Origin of the sequence: Virgibacillus sp. Bac330 (genome assembly GCF_003667845.1) — a bacterium.
GTDB classification, from domain to species: domain Bacteria; phylum Bacillota; class Bacilli; order Bacillales; family Amphibacillaceae; genus Virgibacillus; species Virgibacillus chiguensis.
On record NZ_CP033048.1, the window covers coordinates 751,103 to 770,155 of the forward strand.

18 protein-coding genes are annotated in these 19,053 nt (G+C 36.2%); 10 read left to right on the plus strand and 8 right to left on the minus strand.

Annotated elements, in window-relative coordinates:
• Window positions 1-143: 143 nt before the first annotated feature.
• The 3 genes from D9780_RS03240 to map all read left to right on the plus strand — a co-directional run bounded on the left by D9780_RS03240 (window position 144) and on the right by map (window position 2,809).
• Window positions 144-1,259, plus strand: a complete 1,116-nt coding sequence (locus tag D9780_RS03240; RefSeq protein ID WP_121638939.1) for an IS4 family transposase — start codon at window positions 144-146, stop codon at window positions 1,257-1,259.
• A 231-nt stretch (window positions 1,260-1,490) separates the two neighbouring features.
• Window positions 1,491-1,598 (plus strand): YjcZ family sporulation protein, encoded by a 108-nt coding sequence (locus D9780_RS03245; protein WP_121639275.1) that lies wholly within the window; start codon window positions 1,491-1,493, stop codon window positions 1,596-1,598.
• Window positions 1,599-2,056: 458 nt separating this feature from the next.
• A complete protein-coding gene (gene map, locus D9780_RS03250; protein WP_121639276.1) occupies window positions 2,057-2,809 on the plus strand; it encodes a type I methionyl aminopeptidase in 753 nt (250 codons plus the stop codon).
• A gap of 208 nt (window positions 2,810-3,017) precedes the next feature.
• Here the strand turns inward: map and nhaC are convergent, their stop codons facing one another.
• Entirely contained in the window at window positions 3,018-4,394 is a 1,377-nt protein-coding gene (gene nhaC / locus D9780_RS03255; RefSeq protein ID WP_121639277.1) for a Na+/H+ antiporter NhaC, read from the minus strand.
• Between the two features lie 694 nt (window positions 4,395-5,088).
• On the opposite strand from nhaC, the gene D9780_RS03260 reads away from it, so the two are divergent.
• Together D9780_RS03260 and D9780_RS03265 are read left to right on the plus strand one after the other, a co-directional pair.
• Entirely contained in the window at window positions 5,089-5,772 is a 684-nt protein-coding gene (locus tag D9780_RS03260) for an AzlC family ABC transporter permease (protein ID WP_240458814.1), read from the plus strand.
• Complete coding sequence (locus tag D9780_RS03265; RefSeq protein WP_073006023.1) at window positions 5,769-6,059, plus strand: AzlD domain-containing protein; 291 nt, start codon at window positions 5,769-5,771, stop codon at window positions 6,057-6,059. Before D9780_RS03260 ends, D9780_RS03265 begins: the two co-directional genes overlap by 4 nt.
• A gap of 330 nt (window positions 6,060-6,389) precedes the next feature.
• Here the strand turns inward: D9780_RS03265 and D9780_RS03270 are convergent, their stop codons facing one another.
• Window positions 6,390-7,361, minus strand: a complete 972-nt coding sequence (locus D9780_RS03270) for an IS30 family transposase (protein WP_121639266.1) — start codon at window positions 7,359-7,361, stop codon at window positions 6,390-6,392.
• Window positions 7,362-7,734: 373 nt separating this feature from the next.
• Entirely contained in the window at window positions 7,735-8,607 is an 873-nt protein-coding gene (locus D9780_RS03275) for a cation diffusion facilitator family transporter (RefSeq protein WP_121639279.1), read from the minus strand.
• A gap of 311 nt (window positions 8,608-8,918) precedes the next feature.
• Between D9780_RS03275 and D9780_RS03280 the strand changes: the two genes are divergently transcribed.
• Window positions 8,919-9,152 carry an IDEAL domain-containing protein gene (locus tag D9780_RS03280; protein WP_073006026.1) on the plus strand — a complete coding sequence of 78 codons (234 nt, stop codon included), beginning with the start codon at window positions 8,919-8,921 and terminating at the stop codon, window positions 9,150-9,152.
• 625 nt (window positions 9,153-9,777) lie between these two features.
• Here the strand turns inward: D9780_RS03280 and D9780_RS03290 are convergent.
• Entirely contained in the window at window positions 9,778-10,386 is a 609-nt protein-coding gene (locus tag D9780_RS03290) for a GNAT family N-acetyltransferase (RefSeq protein WP_121639281.1), read from the minus strand.
• Between the two features lie 21 nt (window positions 10,387-10,407).
• Complete coding sequence (locus D9780_RS03295) at window positions 10,408-11,136, minus strand: MerR family DNA-binding transcriptional regulator (protein WP_121639282.1); 729 nt, start codon at window positions 11,134-11,136, stop codon at window positions 10,408-10,410.
• Between the two features lie 318 nt (window positions 11,137-11,454).
• Here D9780_RS03295 and D9780_RS03300 point away from each other — a divergent pair, with 318 nt between their 5' ends.
• The gene (locus D9780_RS03300) at window positions 11,455-12,750 is read left to right on the plus strand and encodes an MFS transporter (RefSeq protein WP_121639283.1); all 1,296 of its coding nucleotides are present in this window, start codon (window positions 11,455-11,457) and stop codon (window positions 12,748-12,750) included.
• A gap of 30 nt (window positions 12,751-12,780) precedes the next feature.
• Here D9780_RS03300 and D9780_RS03305 read toward each other — a convergent pair whose 3' ends face one another.
• A complete protein-coding gene (locus D9780_RS03305; protein WP_121639284.1) occupies window positions 12,781-13,692 on the minus strand; it encodes a zinc dependent phospholipase C family protein in 912 nt (303 codons plus the stop codon).
• Window positions 13,693-13,981: 289 nt separating this feature from the next.
• Between D9780_RS03305 and fumC the strand changes: the two genes are divergently transcribed.
• A complete protein-coding gene (fumC, locus tag D9780_RS03310; RefSeq protein ID WP_121639285.1) occupies window positions 13,982-15,367 on the plus strand; it encodes a class II fumarate hydratase in 1,386 nt (461 codons plus the stop codon).
• Between the two features lie 424 nt (window positions 15,368-15,791).
• Entirely contained in the window at window positions 15,792-15,989 is a 198-nt protein-coding gene (locus D9780_RS03315; RefSeq protein ID WP_073006037.1) for an alpha/beta-type small acid-soluble spore protein, read from the plus strand.
• A gap of 376 nt (window positions 15,990-16,365) precedes the next feature.
• On the opposite strand, the gene D9780_RS03320 is transcribed toward D9780_RS03315, so the two are convergent.
• Both D9780_RS03320 and D9780_RS03325 read right to left on the minus strand, forming a co-directional pair.
• Window positions 16,366-17,463, minus strand: a complete 1,098-nt coding sequence (locus D9780_RS03320; protein ID WP_073006039.1) for an ABC transporter ATP-binding protein — start codon at window positions 17,461-17,463, stop codon at window positions 16,366-16,368.
• A 91-nt stretch (window positions 17,464-17,554) separates the two neighbouring features.
• Window positions 17,555-18,454 (minus strand): PucR family transcriptional regulator, encoded by a 900-nt coding sequence (locus D9780_RS03325; RefSeq protein WP_121639286.1) that lies wholly within the window; start codon window positions 18,452-18,454, stop codon window positions 17,555-17,557.
• A gap of 158 nt (window positions 18,455-18,612) precedes the next feature.
• Between D9780_RS03325 and D9780_RS03330 the strand changes: the two genes are divergently transcribed.
• Window positions 18,613-18,966 carry a YlbF/YmcA family competence regulator gene (locus D9780_RS03330; protein WP_073006042.1) on the plus strand — a complete coding sequence of 118 codons (354 nt, stop codon included), beginning with the start codon at window positions 18,613-18,615 and terminating at the stop codon, window positions 18,964-18,966.
• Window positions 18,967-19,053 lie beyond the last annotated feature (87 nt).

Genomic DNA, 19,053 nt, shown 5'->3' on the forward strand with positions numbered 1-19,053 from the left:
CCCCACTAGCATTGCATTAATTAAACCTGATGATTCAAAATACTGAAAATGTTCAATAATTATGTGTTCATGATACAAAAAAATCCTTTACAATGGAAGTACAGGTGGTTCCTGTCCAAATCCAAAAGTAAAGGATAATCCGTATGGACAAGAATACACTAAAATCATCATTTGGTAAATGGGTTTCACCTATAAATACGAAAAAACTATTTGAACAAGTAGAAGAAAATAAACAAGATTACTACACAAAAAAGCTAACAACTGCAGCGTATATAAAGCTTATGTTACTTGCCCAACTGCAAGGATTCGAGAGCTTGGAAGAAATGAGCGATGCCCTAATAGATGATGGACTTCAAAAAGCACTGGGGTTTGAATCGATTAGTACATCTCAGCTATCAAGGAAGAATAATGAAATGAATCCAATGATCCTTTCCCATTTATTCTTGGAACTTGTTTACAAAATAAAAGGTATCCAATTTAAAAACGGGAAATACATGCCATTGAAAATCATTGATTCTAGCACGCTTCCATTGAACTTAACGAATCATAAGTGGGCAAAGTTCCGTAAAACAAAAGCAGGAGTTAAGCTACATTTACGACTTGTATTTATGAATAAAGACACCGTCTATCCTGAAAAAGCAGTGATTACAACAGCCAAAGAACATGACAGAAATCAACTGGAAGTTCTCGTAGACGACAAAGAAGCCATGTATGTGTTTGACCGTGGATACGTTGATTATGAACGATTTGATCGAATGACAGATGAAGGCTATTTTTTCGTATCAAGACTGAAGAAAAACGCCATCACTCGTGAAGTAGAATCATTTTCTATACCTAAAGATTCTACGGTTTTATCCGACAAGATGGTTTACATCGGTTCGACGCAAAATCGTACAGAGAATGTATTCCGCCTACTTGAAGTAGTGGATACAAAGGGAAACATTCTACGATTAATTACTAACCGTTTCGATCTAGATTCCGAAGAGATTAGTGAAATTTACCGTCAACGATGGACCATTGAGCTATTTTTCAAGTGGCTCAAACAGCATGTAAAGATCAAACACTTTTATGGCATGAGCGAAACTGCCATTCAAAATCAAATTTTCCTTGCACTTATTGCTTACTGTTTACATGTACTTATCCAGTTAGAGATGAGGAGTAAGAAGTCCTTACTCCGAATTAGCCGCTGGTTAAATAAAGCGCTGTGGAAACCTGCGTACATCTGGATTCGCAGATTTGACGATAGATCTATTCCGTAAATACATACAGTGTCGTTGTTGCTAATAGTTTAATTGTATAATTTTTCCAAATGGACAGACCACCTTTGTTTAGCCTTTGTCTTTTTGGCAAAAAATCCTGCAAAGATGTTTACTGAATTTTCAAACCACATTTATGCAATGCTAGTGATGCTGCCCATATTTTACTGTTTCTCTCCCATTTTTAATTAACTGTCATATAATACATTAGTTATTGACAGAGGAGGGGACTGAATGGGTAAAGAAGGTTACGGTTATGGCGGAGGTTTCGCCTTATTAGTTGTACTATTTATTTTATTAATTATTATCGGTACTGCTTACACAGGATCCGGATGTTGCTAAAAAAATGCAGAGAAGACTCTCTGCATTTTTTACTATAGGAAAGTGTAAAAGTTTAAAGCTTTATAGTATAAGAAAAACTACAGCTTTAACCATAACACTTGGCAGTAAGCCAAACTACTCGAATGCACACTTATATTGATAATGTGTCTAATTCGTTTTAGATTTTCTTCATTTATGATACACTTTTATATGGGTGAAAATTGCAAACGAAAAGTACAATCATTCAACTAGTACGTTATCCTACAATTTTCTGATTGTAGACTACAAACTTGTTTTTTACTGGCAGTTGGATCATCTGCAACTTCTCCTTGTTTAATGAAGTAGATGTCTTACTGCCAGTTGTGTGCGCAAATGCTTATAATGTAACGGTGCATTTCTATTGTAAACGTACCTTGACTAGTTGCTTTAAGGCAAAAAAATTGACTATCTAAAGACGAACAGGAAAGAGAGGATATGTAATGATTACAAGAAAAAGTAAACGTGAAATAGAACAAATGCAAAAAGCTGCTAATGTATTAGTAAAATGCCATAAAGAAATTGCAAAATTAATAAAGCCTGGAATGACGACGATGGAAATTGATGCATTTACAGAATCATTTTTACGAAAACATGGTGCAACCCCTGAGCAAAAAGGGTTTAATGGATATCCTTATGCTATATGTGCCTCTATTAACGATGAAATTTGTCATGGTTTTCCTCGCCACGAAAAGCTAAACGATGGGGACATTGTAACGATTGACATGGTTGTAAACGTCGATGGAGGGCTTGCCGACTCTGCATGGACATATGCGGTTGGGAATGTAGATGAGAAAGGTCTTCGTTTGATGGAAGTTACAAAAACATCGTTGTATAAAGGAATAGAGCAAGCACGTGCTGGAAAGAGAATTGGCGACATTGGTCACGCCATTCAGCAATATGCAGAAGGAGAGGGCTTTTCCGTTGTGCGTGATTTCACCGGTCACGGTATTGGTCCAACTCTTCATGAAGACCCACACATCCCTCATTTTGGGTTACCAAATAAAGGATTACGTTTAAAAGAAGGGATGGTTATTACGATAGAGCCTATGATTAATGAGGGAAGCTGGCATAGTCAAATGGGTAGCAATAATTGGACTGCCAGAACCATTGATCAGGGGCGTTCTGCACAGTATGAGCATACGATAGTAATAACAAAAGATGAACCCATTATACTTACAGAGCAAGATAAATGATTTTTTAGCAAAACTACGGTTATCGCCAAGTTGTTATGGCGGTAGCCGTAGTTTTGCTTATACTATAAAGTAGGAAATTAGTAAAGTCGCTGCAGTTTATTATCATTTTGAGTTTCATGAAAAGCCGATGAAGTTTAACACTATCCACGAGTTGCTACTGTTTTTATTGCTTTAGCTATATACGGTTATGAAAGTGAAAGCATCTTGTTTATTTTTTGGAAGTTTCAAATGACTTTCCACTGAAAATCATCGTAATAATGGGACTTAACAGGCAGAAAAAAGCAAATGGTAAATAGGTTAAGACAGAGACACCTAGAACATCAGCAATAAATACTCCACATACACTCCATGGTACGAGTGGATTAATAACCGTCCCAGCATCTTCTAAAGTACGTGCTAATACTTTCTTTGGTAGTTTCGCTTTTGTGTAAATTGTTTTGTACGTTTCGCCTGTTAGCATGATTGAGAGATATTGTTCACCAATTAAAATATTTACTCCAATAGCTGTTGCTGCTGTTGAAACGACAATAGAACGGACGCGTTTTAATTTTTCTTGTAATGTTAATAGTAATGTAGGAATGATTCCAGTTACAAATAATAAACCACCAAACCCTAAAGCCAAAATAACTAAGGAGATCGTAAACAGCATACTGTTCATTCCACCTTTTGTAAGCAGCGAATTAACTGGTTCAAAATCTGTTGTCGCAGTGTAACCATTAAACCAAATGCTCCAAATTTCATTCCACGCTAGATTGCTTGTAAAGGCGGCAAAAGCTGTAGCAACTAAGCTACTAAGCGAAATAGAAATGAAGGCTGGTATCCGGAAATACGTACATATTATTAGTACAATTAGAGGAATCCAAGAAGTCCAATGAATTAAATTCGTTGCCTCCAAAGCTTCTTGATACGCTTTTCCACTTCCGATAGATGTTGAAGTTGCTTCTGGTGAGAGGAAAGCGAATATAATAAACGAAATAATAAAGGCAGGAATTGTCGTTAAACTAATATGCTTAATATGCTCAAACAAATCTACGCCTACTACAGTTGACGCAAGATTCGTCGTATCGGAAAGGGGTGACATTTTATCTCCAAAAAAAGCTCCTGAAACAATAGCACCTGCTGTAATCGCCATTGATGCTCCCATAGCATCCCCCATACCAATAAAAGCTACTCCAATTGTGGCAGTTGTTGTTAATGAACTTCCCATAGAGACGCCGATAATTGCTGTAATCGAAAATACGACAGCATAGAACCAAGTAGTGCCAATAAAAGAAAAGCCAAGGTTAATGAGTGCTGGAATAGTGCCGCTAATCATCCAACTGCTAATTAGAATACCAATGACAAAAAATAGAAATACAGCACCCATTCCCGTTTTAGCACCTTCTACTAGACCATGTTGTAAATCAATAAACGATATCTTGCAAATAAGACCGTAGGCAAGTAATAGAAAAATACCTAAAATAATTGGAATATGTGGATTTGTTCCCAGCTTAATAATAAAGAAGCTAATTAAACTAACAATGATAATAAAAAATGCAATGGCACCTAATAAAGTTGGTTGATGTTTTGGTTGAATTGGAAACATGATTATCATTCCTTTCTGTCTGTCTTTGAAGTTATTTTTTGCACTATAGGCAAGTATAAGATTTTTTAGTTTATAGTATAAGAAAAAATAAGGCTATGGAGCATCAAGACTTGGCAATAGCCAAGTTTTTCAAATAATTGTTAGATGCATATCATCGTAATAATGCGAAAAAGGCATTATATAAATACAAAAAAGCCCCATCCCTCATGAAGGGACGAAGCTTAACTCCGCGTTACCACCCAACTTGCTGGTATATACACCAGCCGCTCGATTTATTCTACCTTTTACAAGCGAATGTGTACTTCGATCAAATTCTTGCCAGAGTTTACACCAACCACTCTGTCTCTATCATAGCTGCTCAGAAAATGTCTACTATCATTCAAGGTTGTATTATGTTGTTTTTATGATAAGTCATATTTAATGTTTAAATTGTGTGTATCGATTTAAATGAAGCGTGCACGCTTATTTTTACACGATGGATAAGTTTTTCAAAAATCATTGTTGCAACAAAATAATTTTTGAAGATTATTATTGAATATAACTGTGAATTGCAATTTTGTCAATACAAAATTTACAGAAGTTAACCTTTTCAAATTTATTTACTTTAAGGTATAATAGCATGAATTATATTTTTTGGGGGGGAGACGTGTTGGATACGAACTATGGAGAAGGATATAATGAATCTCCTTCAGCTATGATACAAAAAGGGTTCGCTAAGGGCTTTCCTATTATGGTTGGATATATTCCAATAGCAATAACGTACGGTGTATTGGCAAAACAGGCAGGGATGTCGCTAACAGAACTGACATTAATGAGCGTGTTTGTGTTTGCTGGAGCTAGTCAATTTATGGCGGCGAATATGATAGCGGTAGGAGCTGGAGCACTTGAAATTATTGTGGCAACTTTCGTACTCAATTTTCGTCATTTTGTGATGAGTTTTTCTTTTATGAATCGATTGCGAGGGTTAGAATTAAAATGGAAACTTCCCATGTCGATGGGACTAACAGATGAAACCTTTGCAGTTACTGCTATGTATCCAAAAAAAGCAAGTATGAAGCATGGCGTTTATTTTTATGGTGCAATTATTCTCACTGCCTATCTCTCATGGGTTATTGGTTCTTTTTTAGGAGGAATAATTGGAGAAATTATTCCTGAAAGGTTAAGCCAAAGCATGGGTATTGCTCTTTATGCCATGTTTATTGGTCTTTTAATGCCTTCTGTGAAAAAAAATAAACAAGTGGCATTAATCGCTGTTTTAGCTATGCTCATTAACGCAATCTGTGTACAACTAGGAATGAGTACAGGTTGGGCAATTGTATTAGGTACTTTATTAGGTGGGTTAAGTGGAATTTATTTTCTAAAGGGGGAACAAGCATGATGCTGTTTATTGTAGCCGGGATGGCACTGGTAACGATGATTCCTAGAGTAATACCAGCTTTTATTGTAGATAAACTGCAATTTCGGGATTGGGTAAATCGATGGCTGAATGCTATTCCATATGCTGCGTTAGGGGCGCTCATTTTTCCGGGGATTATGTCAGTAAAAGCAGATGAACCGCATATTGGCTTGTTTGGTGGTATTGTTGCTATTCTATTAGCATACTTAGGCGTTCATATTATACTTGTCGTTATTACAGCTATTGTAACGGTGTACTTACTAACATAGTAAAACAGGCTGCGATATACGTATGAGTAACATGAGTAACAAAATGACAGACATCCTAGAAAGACAACAGCTTTGTGAATTTGGATGTAGGTCCATTTTTGAACTCATGTATGTGTTTGTATACGTGACCTTCCTCTAAAAAATGCCATGTCCTGTGGGGAGAGGAGAAGTGCCTAACACACAAAACACACTACGCACAAATTTCTTTTACCAACTAGAGATAGGAGATAATGTACTACTATGGAAACCTTTAACAGGACAAGGAAGGGATAAGGTAAACAATGCAGAAAGAACATGCCCCCTCCGTCGATTTTAAACCTTTTTGATTTGTCAAATTAAGCGAGACAACATGTTTTGATCAAATTCTTTATCGACATGGGACATGAAACACTCCATCGGTGTTTTGTAACCTAATGATTTTCTTGGAATATTGTTTCTTCTAAGTGCTACTTCAGATATATACGTTTGGGTTATGGGGTTGAAATCCATATCTTTTGGTAGCCCATTTCTTCGAAGCAGACCGTTTGAATGTTCATTCAATCCTCTTTGTGAAGGGGTTCCAGGATCTGCAAAATAAATATCAATATCTTGCTTATTACTGATAGATTTCCAATTAGAAAACTCTTTACCACAGTCGAAAATAATCGATTTAAACAAGTGTTTCGGCAGTGGAGCGAGCCAGTCATTAAGCGATGATTCAACATTAGCAGCTCTTCTTCCCTCTGGCTTAATGGCAATGATACATTTTGTTAATCGCTCAACCAATGTGATGACAGCACTTTTATGGTGGCGACCAACAATCGTGTCTCCTTCTAGGTGACCAAATTCTTTCTTGTAGTTCGGATGGTCATTGTCTCGGTCTTGAATGCCGCGTCTAAAGCTTTGTTTCCCTCTTTTTTCTTTATAGCCATTTGGATTGCGTTTGCCTTGCATAGGTAAAGTATTTACATCAAATTCGCCTTTTTTAAACTTACGGTAAAGCGTGCGCATGCTACAGGAAATAGGTCTTTCATTCCGACCGATGATGACATCAGGCGTCCAACCGTCACGGGCTTTTTCTTCAATGTAGGCTCTTTCTTCATCTGTTAACTGCGTTCTTTTTCGACCACATTTAGCTTTGTTCGCTTGATAGTTCAAATGAATGTCTATCGCAGTTAGACCGTTTTTCAATTCGCGAATCACACGATATATAGTTTCATGACCACGCTTTAATTTTTCAGCAATTTTTCGACCTGATAGACCAAATTCAAGATATTCCTCTATGAATATGATCTCTGTTTTGGTAAGATGGGTATAGGACATGTCAGATACACTCTCCTTAACTTTGGTAGGTTTTGATTGAGTATATCATGGCATGTCTTTTTTGTATTGCATCTCTTTGAAGTCACAATATCACACTAACCACAGCTTTAGCTGCCTGCCCTTGACCGCCGTGCCCATTCTTAGTAATCGCTGGAAGGGGTCGGGGCCCCACCAGCGGAGCTTAGAATGAATTGTCCGTGGTACGCTATTCATGCGGATGTTGCCTTAAGGCATTTTTTCAACCATCCGTCGTTTACATCTCACCACGGACACAAACAAGGTCAAGGGTGGTGGTAGGGTGACCTTCACTTAAAGCCCTAATCTGATGACAATATTTTATGTGTCTCGCTTAATTTTACAATCTAGGCTTTTTCTAAAAGTTTCGGTAAGGTTCAATGTGAATTTGCGCATGTGTGATATGGTAATTCCTATATAAATATCTTTCAATTCGTTCGGTAATCGCATGGCTTTCTTCTACATTAAGGTTTGGGTCAACCAATATTGTAATATCAACAAATGCTTGATTACCGTGAATTCTTCCTTTAATATCATACAACTGTTTTACATCAGGATCTTTTAATACACTTGATTTTATTTTTTCTATTTGATTCTCATCAAAACCATCTGTTAATGTATGTGTAGCATCTTTAAAAATACCCCAAGCTGTTTTACAAATAATAAAACCTACGACTAATCCTGCGATTGGGTCTAGCCAAAATAAACCAAACTGAGCACCGATAATGCCGATAAAAGCACCAATACTAACTAATGCGTCGGAGCGGTTATCTTGAGCAGCCGCATATAATGCAGAACTTGAAACGGCTTTAGAAAGACGTAAATTGTAAAAATAAACCATAAACATGATGATAGCGGCAACTAATGCTGTCCATGCTGTTAGCATATCAGGCTGGACATAATGTGCCTTTAAGATAGATTGGAATGTTTCTATAATTACTTGAATTCCTACTAACATCATAATAAAAGCCGCAAATAAAGAAGCAATTGTTTCTGCTCGGAAATGTCCATAATGATGATCTTCATCTGGTGGTTTGCGAGATATTTTTAGACCGACTAAAACAGCTATGGAAGCAACAACATCTGTTGCGTTGTTCAATCCATCGGCACGTAAAGCTTCAGAATTTCCAATTGCAGCAATTACTAATTTGCTAGCAGCCAATATGATATACGCAAAGATGCTTATCCAAGCCCCTTTTTCTCCCTTTTTTAAGTTATCCGAATGATTCATTATACGGACCTCCTGTTTTCTGACACATAACTGCACGTTTGATGTACGATTTAGTTTCAGCTGAACATATGCCAACGATACATCTTTAAACAACTTCCTTTCGAAAGTCCTCAGCTATACCTTTAAGATTCTACCAAAGGCAGTGCTGGTGAGTCTAGAGAAAAATTGAAGCATGCAACTATATGTATTGAGCGAATAGAAGGATGTTTCATTAGGGAAAAAGAGGAAATTATATTTTTTCGTCACTTACCTATTGAAATTTTTCTAAAAATTTAGGATAATAGTGAAAAGGAACAAGGGGGAAGTGTTCCATGAAAAAGCAGAAGATTGTATATCAATTCTTTCGATACAATGGAAAAAAGGTAAAAGCGAAGCGAGAAATTACGTTTGAACTGCGATTGTCTAGTCGTCTGCTTTTGGATGAAATATGCTTTAATTATAATAAAGCATATCTTGAGAAACAAATTAATCGTTCCATTGATGAAGGGAATAAAAGCGATTTTTTGAAATGGAGTAAAGCGTATAAAACCTTCCTTTGGGAATAAGTAGAAATACGTAGCTGCCTTGCCAAGTTGGTAGGGCGGCTTTTTTGGTGATTTTTATCAAATAGAAAGACTTAGCAAACGATGGATATGCCTTCTTTTAAATATTAATCAACCGTTTTTTTGATCCAATCCACTAACGTAAACAGTGCCTCATCAGTATAAAACCGATCTCCCCATAAAAAGGCGTCACGTGTCAAGATTTTTCGTTGGCCATTATATTTCGCATCTAAAAGTTTGTGAGTAGCATTCGATAGCATCACCATTTCATAAGTCTCGCCCATATCATTGAAAATCGCTTTATATGTGTTATAATTTTCTTTTTAGAGTCTCCTACCCCTGCTTTATCAAAAGAGAAACATGCTATATTGTTTTTTAGTAAAGCGTTCATTATAAATGCATAGTGCCCATTTGAAGTCCGATCATGTGGTCCGTCTCCATGTATAAACACAGCAACATCATAATGTGGGGGACTTAGGTAAGTATAAAACGGCCCGGATAACTTTACTCCAGAAGCTTGGAACTTTCTATTTGGATTGAATCTCGAATTCATGAAACCGAGCAATAAGGAAAACAACAATTAAAATTACACCAATACCTACGCCTAATATAAGTCTTACACGAATGTTCATTTCTTTTCCTTTGCTCCTATTGGTAACACCATTGCAGAAAATCCGCTTACACCAAATAAATCTATCGCCCATCGAGGCAATTTTTCGTGTTTTTTTTGTACAAATCCAAGCCGTTCGTAGAGAGCTTTAGCTCGTGGGTTTTCATCAATAACATGCAATTTTATACTTTCATATCCCTCTGCTTTTACAAAGGTGAATAACGCTTCGAAAAGTTGGCTACCAATACCTTTGCCACGATAAGTAGTCTCTATAGCAACACCGCTCAACAATAGTTGTTCGGCATTATCTGCTTTGTGATTAAAAAGCATTTTTAATAAAGAAGCTTTATAGATACCTCTAATGACACCAAATGTTTGGATTAATTTTCGGATATTTATCTTTATTAATGCTTGGTCATCCATATGAAAACCCATTAGTCCTACTAATTGCTTGTTTTCGTTGTAGGCACCAAAACAAAACTGAGAGTCCATACATTGTTCAAGCAGACCTTCAACAACCTCTCTATTACCAACGACTTTGGAAAATTTTCGCTCAAATGCTTCACTATAAAGTTTTGCTGCTCTTTGTCTATTGGATTCGTCAAACCCTTTTTTAATGGTATACATGTTATCGTCTCCTTTAATAATTTAATTGTGTAATGCCAGCATCAGTCGTCCTGCTAAATGATGTCCTAGGGAAATGGATGGTTTCGACAATACTGTCAAAAGAGCATAATCTTTCGTATTATACTTTTTATTTGCTGCATAAGCGAGTAGCTTTTTTAAGGCTTGTTCGATTGCTTCTTCATTATTAAATGAAAAGTAACAGCATAAATATATCTGATCTTTCAATGAAAGGGAGTCTTCCGATTCTTGTGATGCGTTCATTTTTCCCATAACAAATTCTTCATCTCGGAGAAGCCAAGCTGTATCGTCATCCTCTAAAAAATCAGGTAGAGAAATCTCATTATTAAAGTAAGGAGTAAACCATCCTGTGATTTTCTCTTTTACAATGGATGAACTCGATGTAGTATGAAATTCTTCGGAGGCAATAATGGCTTCATCCAGCTCTCTTTTTTTATTTTGAAGTTCTGCAATATGACTTTCCAGCATTTTAGATGTATCTAGCATTAAATTAAGATTATTTTCAATGGAATTATCTTGATGGATTTTTAAAATATTATCTATCGACATTCCGCACGCTCTAAGCAAAACAATACCTTTTAGGCGTAATATCGATTCTGTATCAAAATAACGGTAACCATTTTCCAATCGTTCTATTTTAGGAAGTAAGCCAACTTTTTCATAATAGCGAATGGTATGAATGGAGATTTGAAGCAATTTTGCTACTTCCCCAACAGAGTATGTATGTTTCATCTTGCACCTCCTCGTAGATATGTGGTCTATTACTATCCTTGTAATTTCGCACGTCTTTGGCTTATAGTATATACCCTAGAGTTACTCTAAGGTCAATAGTGCAAAATAAAAACGTACAAAAATTTTTTACCTAAAACTTTAATAGTAAGAATATTATATAAATAACTGTTCACGCATCACTTTATGCATTACAATAAAAGTACAGTTACTACTTAAGGGAATGTTTGTTACATAGGAAAGAAGTGTTAAATTTTTGTAAATAACCGACGTTTTCATTCGTACTTTTGTTATGCTAATTGAAAAGGAGGTTGAAGCAAAATGAAGAAAAAGACCACCCTTAGTTGGGTGCTTTACGATTTTGGTAATTCTGCGTTTGCGACAACGGTTATGGCAGCGGTTTTACCGGTTTTTTATTATGATGTCGCAGCAGTTGGTGCAAATCAAAACTTAGCGGCTAGCTTTTGGGGGTATTCTCAATCTTTTGCTGTATTAATCGTAGCTATTTTAGCACCAATCTTAGGGGCGATTAGTGATTATTCAGCTGCGAAAAAGCAGTTTTTGCAGTTTTTTGCTTATATGGGAATGATCGCTAGTATTTTACTCGCTTTCGTGGGTGAAGGAGACTACATATTTGCGTCCATACTACTAATTATTGGAACGATTGGATTTTCAGGAGGGAATGTTTTTTACGATGCATTTTTACCTGAAATCGCCAAAGAAGGCGATATAGATAAAGTGTCTGCTGCAGGTTTTGCTTGGGGATATATAGGTGGCGGAGTACTCTTAGCGATTAACATTCTCATGATTTTAAAGTTTGATTGGTTTGGAATTTCAAATGCTACAGCGGCAAGTCAGCTAGCTTTTGTAACTGTCGGAATATGGTGGTTTTTATTTTCACTTCCACTTTTTCGTAATATTAAAGAAGAAAAGAAACAAGCTGTAAAACGGGATAAATCTTATGTAGCTATTGGTTTTTCTAGAGTTGTTACTACATTTAAAGATATAAAACAATACAAGCAATTATTAATCTTTTTATTAGCTTTCTGGATGTATAATGATGGCATCTCTACCATTATAAAAATGGCTACCATTTATGGAAGAGACATTGGAATAGATGGAAACAGTTTAATTGTAGCTTTATTGATTACTCAATTTGTAGGCATTCCTTGTACTTTTTTCTTTGGGTGGCTTGCTAGTAAAATAACGGCAAAAAAAGCTCTGTCGATTTCTTTATATGCATATACAGGTATTGTATTACTTGGATATTTCATGACATCCGCTTTGCATTTTTATTTGCTTGCTATTTGTGTAGGGGTTGTCCAAGGCGGAGCGCAGTCGTTAAGTAGATCGATTTATGGTCGAATGGTTCCAGAACATAAGCATGCTGAGTTTTTTGGCTTTTACGGTATTTCCTCTAAGTTTGCTGCTATTTTTGGACCGTTCTTATTTGGGCTTGTGGGGCAGCTATCAGGATCAAGCCGCTATGGAATTATCTCGTTACTTGTCTTTTTCATTGGCGGTATCCTTTTATTAAAGTTTGTGAATATTGAAAAAGGTATTGCGGACGCTGCAAGGCAAAACCCCGCTTCAGAAGCTGGGGTTATCCTAAAATAGCCACATGCAAAGTACATGATTTAAATGTACCTATACAATTGGATCAGCATATTGGTTGGCTAGTTTTAACGCAAGACTCTTGCCAGTATCATAAGATATGTTGCCAATTTGCAGAGCTAACTCATGATACAGCTCATCATGTTGTTCTTTCCAATAACTATGGACAGTAGTTAAGATTTTTACACCTTCTGTTTTTGCTTGTTGATATAGTTCAATAAAGTTTTTGTTGCTTGGTTCTCTAGTTGCGGGGTGATACCAAGTATTTTTTTTCTCATTCAAATAATCCTTCTCATTTTCCACCGGTTGATGAGAATAGGATGAAATAAGGGAAGGGAAGAGACGGTTCTTCCACCCATATGGATCTGATAATATTTTTAAGGCTAATTTCATATCTTTATATGATTTTTGAATATAGAATGGAGTTGCTTTTAACTCTGGATAGTGTTTATTAATTATTTGATAAAGTAAGCGAACAATTTGTTTATCTAATTTCCTTCCAACGTCAATTTCTTTATAAACCGGTGTTTTCCATGTCTTTAAGTTATTGAACTTATGCAGCATTAACGTATCAATAATGATTTCTAATTTTTGATGTTTATTCCCTTCATAACCTGCGTAGTAATGAATGTATGGATGTGTATTGCGATCCAATATATGATGTGTAATGAAGCCAAATACATAAGCTTTTACTTGATTATCCATGGTTTTAGCTGTGTGTATTAAATCAAGTAAAAATGGCCCACATTTTGTTTCATGTAATGCTAAGCCTATTTCTTGAGCTTTTCCCTCTTTCATCCATGGCCAAAAACGGTGATAAAAGAAAGGATCAGGTCCTTGGGCGCCTAATTTCATCATGGGTTCGTAACTTGGAAATTGATGGGTCTTTGTTACCGCATCAGCCATTTCTTCACAAAACATAATATGAGTCCAAATATTGGGCACGATTGAATCCTCCTTCAAAGTACTCTCTAACAAAAGCAAATATCCTTACTGTGCATAAAAACTATGAAAGGCATCTTTTACATATTATAAAAGATATTCTTCAAAGAAGGGAATAAAAAGCCCGTACAATTTTGTGTCCCATAGAAAAACTTGGCTTATCACCAGAAAGTTTTTTTAAAAAAAGATAATAAAAAGTATAATTGTTAATGTAGGCAGGCTTTATAATTAAATTTAAGCTATTTTCTGATACAATAGAAATGGAGTATTTAACATAGGGAGGATATGTACAATGGAGTATCGTATAGAAAAAGATACGCTTGGAGAAATTCATGTACCAAAAGAAAAATATTGGGGGGCGCAAACACAAAGAAGTAAACAAAACTTTCCTATTGGTAAAGAGACAATGCCATTAGAAATAATTAAAGCGTTTGCGATTTTAAAAAAAAGTGCAGCTCTTGCAAATAAAGAACTAGGTTTTATGGAACCAAAAAAAGCGGAAGCAATTGAAGTAGCTGCAGATCAAATTGTTCGAGGCGAATTAACAGAACACTTTCCTTTGGTAGTATGGCAAACAGGTAGCGGTACACAATCAAACATGAATGTGAATGAAGTTATTGCACATGTAGGGAACAAGTGGTTGAAAGAACAAGGAAGTGAATGGACTTTACATCCTAATGATGATGTGAATAAGTCTCAAAGTTCTAATGATACATATCCTACAGCAATGCATATAGCTTTTGTATTGAAGCTGGAGGATAAAGTTCTGCCTGCTTTACGCACATTAAAAGATACATTGAAAGTAAAGATGGACAACTATCAAGATATTGTAAAAATTGGTCGAACACACTTGCAAGATGCTACCCCCCTTACATTAGGACAGGAAATTAGCGGTTGGCATCGCATGCTTGAAAAATCAGAAATGATGATTGAGCAAAGTACTACTTATTTAAAAGAGCTAGCAATAGGCGGCACCGCTGTTGGTACAGGTTTAAACGCTCATCCAGAATTTTCGGAGCACGTGTGTAAACAGATAAATGCTACCACTGGTAAAAACTTTATTTCCGCTCCGAATAAATTTCACGCTTTAACGAGTCACGATGAGTCTGTTTATGCGCATGGAGCTTTAAAGGCGTTGGCTGCTGATTTAATGAAAATTGCTAATGATGTGCGCTGGCTTGCAAGTGGACCAAGATGTGGGATTGGAGAAATTAATATTCCAGCGAATGAACCAGGAAGTTCTATCATGCCAGGTAAGGTAAACCCAACGCAAAGCGAAGCAGTTACGATGGTTGCCACCCAAGTGATGGGAAATGATGCAACTATTGGTATTGCTGCTAGTCAAGGTAATTTTGAATTAAATGTCTTCAAACCAGTAATCGCATATAATTTCTTACAATCTTGTGAGCTTCTGGCAGATAGCATCGTATCATTTGATGAGCGTTGTGCAAAAGGAATTGAACCAAACTTAGAGAATATTGACAAAAACTTAAAAGATTCTTTAATGTTAGTAACAGCATTAAATCCACATATTGGATATGAGAATGCAGCTAAAATAGCCAAAGCTGCTTTTGAAAATAATGCAACCTTGAAAGATACAGCAGTCAAATTAGGTTTACTTACCGAAGAACAGTTCGAACAATATGTAAATCCTAAGGAAATGACCTATCCAAAGTAAATGAACAATGGGCTGTTGCGCTATCAGACTCTGATGGTGCAACAGCCTTTTTATGCATCATAAGAAAGCATGAATATCTCGTTTAGTATAAGTAAACGGACGGTAAATTTTGTTACTAAGAGACGAGGATAATCCAATTTTTCTACTCCATACAAACAGGAACGACCGCCAAAAGCACAATGTTCTTCATAATAGCAGATTTTTTAGAGTTTGAGCAAAAAGAGGCTTCATTTATTGATACTTGACGCTATCCAATTTTTTTAAGGTCTGTAAGAGCTATTGCATATTCACGCAATAATAAATAACAGCGATTTTATATGCAACGCAACCCGCCTAATTCAGAAATAACCCTATTATTTACCAACTCTAATTTATCATAAGTAAAGAAATTCTGCTCACACTATAGGTACAGGAGGTGATAAATATGGCTAGAAACAGTTCAAATCAGCTAGTCGTTCCTGGCGTACAGCAGGCTCTTGATCAAATGAAGTATGAAATTGCTCAAGAATTTGGTGTGAATTTAGGTCCAGATTCTACTTCTCGTGCTAATGGATCAGTTGGAGGAGAGATTACGAAACGACTTGTGCAAACAGCACAACAACAATTAGGACCAAAAGCATAAATATGAATGGTGAAAAGGGAAAAGCCTCATAAAAGAAGCTTTTCCCTATTTTTAAAGATAAGAAATTATAAAATGTGGTACTTTTGTATAACAAAAATAACCGAATAGCGACGTCCGGTTTCAGCTTCCAGCAAATAGGCGACTTCACTCCATTGCTCTACGACAAGTCATCATCGGTTCGTTCTAAATAGCGACTAAAGACGGGCTTGCCGAAGAGCACCAGCATACTTCTGTAGCAGGAGCATGATTCCTAAAACTTTCGTTAATTCGTTCCAGTCGCTACGTTGCTAGTCGGGCGCTTGCGCCTTTGTTTTAGTGGCGTTAATTTGTTCCACCAGTCGCTACGTTGCTAAACGGATGCTCCGTGCCTATGTTCTTAATGAATACGTAATTCTGTTTCAATATCAAAAAAGTGCGCTTTATTCATATCAAGTGCTAAATCAATGTTGGAGCCGACATTAATATCTGTTCTCGAATCAATGCGAGCGATGAAATCTTGCTCATTAATCTTGGAATAAAGGAAGGTTTCAGCACCCATTAAATCAGCCACCTCTATGGTAGCGGTAATCTTTGTTTCTGGAGATGCTTCAATAAACACTGGCTCATCATGGATATCTTCAGGTCGAACACCTAAAGTAACTTCTTTATTTATATATCCTTGTTCACGTAATGGCTTTAATTTCCCTTCAGGCACTGCAATTTTCGTATCACCAATTTCAAAATGTGTTTCTGATAATTTTCCAGTAAAGAAGTTCATAGAAGGTGATCCGATAAAACCACCGACGAATACATTATCAGGATTGTCATAAACATCTTTTGGGGCACCAATTTGTTGAATGATTCCGTCTTTCATAACAACAAGTCGTGTTGCCATTGTCATCGCTTCTGTTTGATCATGAGTAACATAAATCGTAGTTGTTTGCAAGCGACGATGTAGCTTTTGAATTTCAGCACGCATTTGCACACGTAGTTTTGCGTCAAGGTTGGACAAAGGCTCATCCATTAAGAATACTTTTGCATCACGAACGATAGCTCTTCCTAGCGCTACCCTTTGTCGCTGTCCCCCGGACAATGCTTTTGGCTTACGATCCAAGTAAGGTTCTAGCCCTAATATTTTTGCAGCGTTCTTTACACGCTTATCAATTTCATCTTTTTTAAATTTTCTTAGCTTTAAGCCAAATGCCATGTTGTCATAGACATTCATATGAGGGTATAGCGCATAGTTTTGAAATACCATTGCAATATCTCGATCTTTAGGTGCAACGTCATTCATTTTCTTATCGTCAATGTAGAAGTCGCCATCAGAAATTTCTTCTAATCCTGCAATCATACGAAGCGTTGTTGATTTACCACAACCAGATGGACCAACAAAGACAATAAATTCTTTATCTTGGATATGAAGATTAAAGTCATCAACGGCAACATTTTTTTTGTCGTAAACTTTTTGAATATGTTCTAAGCGTAGTTCAGCCATTTTTATTCCTCCAATTTGAAAGCGTTTGATTAGCTAACTTAAGTATAGATAAAAGTTAGGAAATCGAAAATAGCAAACATGCACAAAGATATTATTCGTCTTTGTGCATGTTTGCTAGAAGTGCAAAATAGACAGTGACGGCCTCGTGAAATTGCCGAAGATCAATTCCAGTTTTTTCAATAAATTTATCTATTCGATATTGTAAGCTATTTCTGTGCATATATAATTTTTTGGCTGTAACGGATATATTCAAGTTACATTGTAAAAAAGTACGTATGGTTTGTAAAAAGTCTTTATCGGTCGCAAATTCTTGCAAAGCCACTTCAGACAAGTAAAGTTGAAATGTGTCATCCGTTTGTTCTAACAATATGTAGGGCAATGCTTCTTGATATTTTAAAACGGCTTTAGTTGCATATTTGAACGCCGTTTTCGCGTAGGTCAATATATGCATATATTGAATACTTGCTTGTTGATAGCTATTTAAATAAGGTCCTACTAAAAAGCGTATGTTTACAGATAAGTCATTCATTAATACATCAATGATTTGTTCATATGGAATGCTTTCATCTTGAGCTCCCACCTTTTCTTCAATAAATACCCCTTCATTTCTGTTTTCCCATAAAATGGCTATTTCATAATCGAATAGTGTTTGAACCGATTCTTTAAACATCAACGGTTCAATTTGTTTTTCCTTCATAGAAAAATAAACAAATCGGTAGGAGGTTAATGGCTCAGTTGGGACGTGTTCAATGGTTTGTTCGACAATGCTTTGCCATCGTATTTCTTTTTTCGTGGGATGTGGCAGGTCGGCTCGGTAAGGGGTAAGAAATGTTGCTAATAAATGTATATCTTTATCTGTTAAGTCTTGTTTAGGAATACCTACTTTCGTACCATTTTGTAATAAAAACCATTTATATACGGTTGATGTTGGCGAGGCGTCTTTTGGTTCTATAATAAGATTAGGAAATATTTTTTTTAGACGTTCGTTCATGTTGAAAACCCCTTTTTAAGAAGCTGTTTTTTACATTATAGCAGTAAAAGCAAGTTAAAAAAATAAAATACCTAATAGCCTGTCTTAAAACAAACGGTATACATGAAAGGCTTCGTTTGTTATAGTAAATGAGAAAGTGATTCGAAGGAGGAACAATTTTGCCAAATATTTATGATAGTGCATATGAATTAGAAACAGCAATCCGTGAAAGTGAAGAGTTTAAGGCTTTAAAACAAGCTTATGATGAAGTGATGAACGACTCATCTGCTAAACAGATGTTTGATAACTTTCGAGAAACACAAATGACTTTACAAGAAAAACAAATGCAAGGTCAGGAAATATCGGAAGAAGAAGTAGAAAAAGCAAGGCAAGTTGTTGAAGTTGTTCAGCAACATGAAGCAATTTCTAAATTGATGGAAGAGGAACAACGGCTTAATATGGTAATTAATGATATTAGTCGAATTATTACGAAACCTTTAGAAGAGCTTTACGGCCCAGAAGCAAACGCATAGGACACCACAATAAAGGCGTGGGGTGTCCGTTAAGTAACGTAGTGAATGGATGGTATTAATGGAGATAAAGGAATTATGCCATTAAAA

Coding starts and splice junctions, on each gene's coding strand:
- D9780_RS03325 (WP_121639286.1), bottom strand. CDS start 18,454: ATGAACGAACGTCTAAAAAAAATATTTCCTAATCTTATTATAGAACCA.
- map (WP_121639276.1), top strand. CDS start 2,057: ATGATTACAAGAAAAAGTAAACGTGAAATAGAACAAATGCAAAAAGCT.
- D9780_RS03315 (WP_073006037.1), top strand. CDS start 15,792: ATGGCTAGAAACAGTTCAAATCAGCTAGTCGTTCCTGGCGTACAGCAG.
- D9780_RS03295 (WP_121639282.1), bottom strand. CDS start 11,136: ATGAAACATACATACTCTGTTGGGGAAGTAGCAAAATTGCTTCAAATC.
- D9780_RS03245 (WP_121639275.1), top strand. CDS start 1,491: ATGGGTAAAGAAGGTTACGGTTATGGCGGAGGTTTCGCCTTATTAGTT.
- D9780_RS03290 (WP_121639281.1), bottom strand. CDS start 10,386: ATGTATACCATTAAAAAAGGGTTTGACGAATCCAATAGACAAAGAGCA.
- D9780_RS03275 (WP_121639279.1), bottom strand. CDS start 8,607: ATGAATCATTCGGATAACTTAAAAAAGGGAGAAAAAGGGGCTTGGATA.
- D9780_RS03270 (WP_121639266.1), bottom strand. CDS start 7,361: ATGTCCTATACCCATCTTACCAAAACAGAGATCATATTCATAGAGGAA.
- nhaC (WP_121639277.1), bottom strand. CDS start 4,394: ATGTTTCCAATTCAACCAAAACATCAACCAACTTTATTAGGTGCCATT.
- D9780_RS03300 (WP_121639283.1), top strand. CDS start 11,455: ATGAAGAAAAAGACCACCCTTAGTTGGGTGCTTTACGATTTTGGTAAT.
- D9780_RS03260 (WP_240458814.1), top strand. CDS start 5,089: ATGATACAAAAAGGGTTCGCTAAGGGCTTTCCTATTATGGTTGGATAT.
- D9780_RS03280 (WP_073006026.1), top strand. CDS start 8,919: ATGAAAAAGCAGAAGATTGTATATCAATTCTTTCGATACAATGGAAAA.
- D9780_RS03320 (WP_073006039.1), bottom strand. CDS start 17,463: ATGGCTGAACTACGCTTAGAACATATTCAAAAAGTTTACGACAAAAAA.
- fumC (WP_121639285.1), top strand. CDS start 13,982: ATGGAGTATCGTATAGAAAAAGATACGCTTGGAGAAATTCATGTACCA.
- D9780_RS03240 (WP_121638939.1), top strand. CDS start 144: ATGGACAAGAATACACTAAAATCATCATTTGGTAAATGGGTTTCACCT.
- D9780_RS03265 (WP_073006023.1), top strand. CDS start 5,769: ATGATGCTGTTTATTGTAGCCGGGATGGCACTGGTAACGATGATTCCT.